The organism is Rhodococcus sp. PML026 (genome assembly GCF_000963615.1).
Classification (GTDB): Bacteria; Actinomycetota; Actinomycetes; order Mycobacteriales; family Mycobacteriaceae; genus Rhodococcoides; species Rhodococcoides fascians.
Window position 1 is genome coordinate 128,008 of the sequence record NZ_KQ031375.1, and the last position, 2,826, is coordinate 130,833.

2 protein-coding genes are annotated in these 2,826 nt (G+C 63.0%); one reads left to right on the forward strand and one right to left on the reverse strand.

Annotated elements, in window-relative coordinates; all coding sequences use genetic code 11:
* Entirely contained in the window at positions 1–2,076 is a 2,076-nt protein-coding gene (pabB, locus tag VF34_RS16210) for an aminodeoxychorismate synthase component I (protein WP_032372412.1), read from the forward strand.
* A gap of 54 nt (positions 2,077–2,130) precedes the next feature.
* Here the strand turns inward: pabB and VF34_RS16215 are convergent, their stop codons facing one another.
* Positions 2,131–2,727: a DUF8020 domain-containing protein gene (locus VF34_RS16215; RefSeq protein WP_032365824.1), complete on the reverse strand. Its 597-nt coding sequence runs from the start codon at positions 2,725–2,727 to the stop codon at positions 2,131–2,133.
* Positions 2,728–2,826: the final 99 nt, after the last annotated feature.

Consider the following 2,826-nt stretch of genomic DNA (forward strand, 5'->3'; position numbering starts at 1 on the left):
ATGACGATCAGAACCCTCCTTGTGGACAATTACGACTCGTTCACCTACAACCTGTACAGCCTCCTCGCCGAGGTCAACGGCCGACCACCGACCGTGGTCAAGAACGACGTCGCGTGGTCTTCCCTCGACTTCGCCGCGTTCGACAACGTCGTGATCTCGCCCGGTCCTGGCCGCCCGGACGTCGAGCAGGACTTCGGTATCAGTGGTCGAGTGATAAGCGAATCCGGTCTCCCGATTCTGGGTGTCTGCCTCGGCCATCAGGGGATGTGCCACCTCTTCGGGGGCGAGGTCGATCTGGCCCCCGCACCGATGCACGGCCGCATCACCGACATCACGCACACCGGGGTGGATCTGTTCGAGGGGATTCCCTCGCCGTATTCCGTGGTGCGCTACCACTCTCTGGTCGTCACCCGGACTCCCGCCGACTTCGAGGAAGTCGCCTGGACCCCGGACGGTCTGGTGATGGCGGTTCGTCATCACAGCAAGCCGTTGTGGGGAGTGCAGTTCCACCCCGAGTCGATCAGCACCGAATACGGGCGTGAGCTGCTGGCGAATTTCCGCGATCTGACGCTAGCGCGGTCGAGCGCAGCGAACGCAGCGGGGACCCACGATTCGATGTTCACCATCGAAACCCGCACTATCGACAGCGATTTCGACTCCGAGCGCGTGTTCCAGACGCTGTTCGCGCACGACACCAAGAGTTTCTGGCTGGACGGAAGCGCCGCACTCGAGCCCGAGTGCCGATTCACCGTCATGGGCGATTGCTCCGGGCCGCACGCCGAATACGTGACGTACTCGGTAGCCGAGACGATGGTGACCGTCGAGGGCTCCGACGGCACGAAAGAACACATCCACTCGACGTTCTTCGACTACATCGACGCCCAACTACGTCGCCGAGCTACTCCCCCGCGGCACGATCTTCCCTTTGCATTCGGACTGGGCTACGTCGGCTACCTCGGGTACGAACTCAAGGCCGATACGGGCGGGCAGCTGGTGCACACCTCGGCGACCCCCGACGCCTCGATGGTGTTCTCCGATCGGGCATTGGTGTTCGACCACGAGGCCGGCACCCTGTACTTGATGGGGTTGGCCGATACCCCCGGGGATCCGGTCCTCGCGCAGTGGTTCGACTCGGTCACCGCAACGCTGAGTGGACTGTCCGAGAAGGCGCAGACCGTGAGCGCGCCCAGCGGGATACCTGCATCCGGTGCTCCGTTGCTCGGCGCAGAGCTGTCCCTCGAGCCACGGCTGAGGCACGATCGCACGCATTACCTCGACCTCATCTCTCAGTGCCTCGCCGAAATCCGTTCCGGTGAAACCTACGAGGTCTGCCTGACGAACACTGCCACCGTGGCCGGTTCCATCGACCCCGCGGCGACGTACTCCTACATGCGGGAAATCAATCCCACCCCGTACAGTGCCTTCTTGAATTTTCCCGACGTCTCGGTCCTGAGCGCCTCCCCCGAGCGATTCCTGCGTATCGACGCCGACCGCATCGTGGAGTCCAAGCCCATCAAGGGAACTCGGCCGCGCGGGGCCACCCCCGAAGAGGACAACGCACTCAAGGCCGACCTCGTCGCGAACGAGAAGGACAAGGCCGAGAATCTGATGATCGTCGATTTGGTGCGCAACGACCTGGCTCAGGTGTGCGTTCCTGGTTCGGTACACGTGCCGAAGCTGTTCGACGTCGAAACCTATGCTCCCGTGCACCAATTGGTCTCCACGGTTCGTGGCCGGCTGCGTGACGACGCGTCGGCTGCCGACTGCATCAGAGCGGCGTTCCCCGGCGGCTCGATGACCGGCGCTCCGAAGATTCGCACGATGGCAATCATCGACAAGCTCGAAGATGGGCCGCGCGGAGTGTATTCCGGTGCCATCGGCTACTTCTCGATCACGGGTACGGCAGATTTCTCGATCGTCATTCGCACGATCGTGGCGACCGAGCACGAGGTCACGTACGGCGTTGGAGGCGCGATCGTCGCGCTCTCGGACCCCGACGAGGAGTTCGAGGAGACGATGGTCAAAGCGGTGTCGATGCGTCGAGCCCTCACGGGCCGGACAGCGAACAGCGGGTAGAGCGCACGCGCTCTACCCGCTGTTCCACATCTCTCGGCCAGTGGCCGTCGTGCTCTACGCAGTGGTGAAGTACTCGAACACCGCAGGCTGAGCTTCGGGGTTGGCGTTGTTGATTCCGATGACCGTGCCGGCGACCGTACCGATCACGGTTCCGATGATGCAGCCCGAGATGAAGTTCGGGAAGATCGAGACGCAGCCGATGGCGAAGCCGAGGCCTGCACCGATGGCCGTGCCGACGCCGCCGCCGTTGTTCCATCCGATGGCGAGCTGGTTGACCATGTTGTCGAAGGCCTGCTGCTTGGTCTTCGCGCCTGCGACCTCAGCGACAGGAACGGTCTGCGGGGTGAGAGTGAGCTCCCGACCTTCGGCACCGATCAGGGGCGCAATGGAGTAGACGGTTCCATTGATGGAGTACTCCAGCGGGATCGACGCCACCGTGGAGCCGGCCTGGTCGACGATCGACACCGTCTCGCTCGTCGCATCGACGCGGAAGAGACCGGCGTCGAGGATGGTCTTGACGGTTCCATCCGGGTTGACCGACGTCTGGTAGTTCATCGACTCCGACGTCGGATCCGCTACGGCCTGGCCTGCGCCGGTGGCTACGGCTGCGGTCAACGCCACCGCGACCGTTGCTGTTCTGATCAGTTTCACTGTGTCCCCTGGTAGTAGTGATTCGCATTCGACCACTCGAGTATCGAAAGCCGATGGTATTCGAGCGAGTGCTCTTTCACGGAAGAACACTCGCAAACG

Coding starts and splice junctions, on each gene's coding strand:
- pabB (WP_032372412.1), top strand. CDS start 1: ATGACGATCAGAACCCTCCTTGTGGACAATTACGACTCGTTCACCTAC.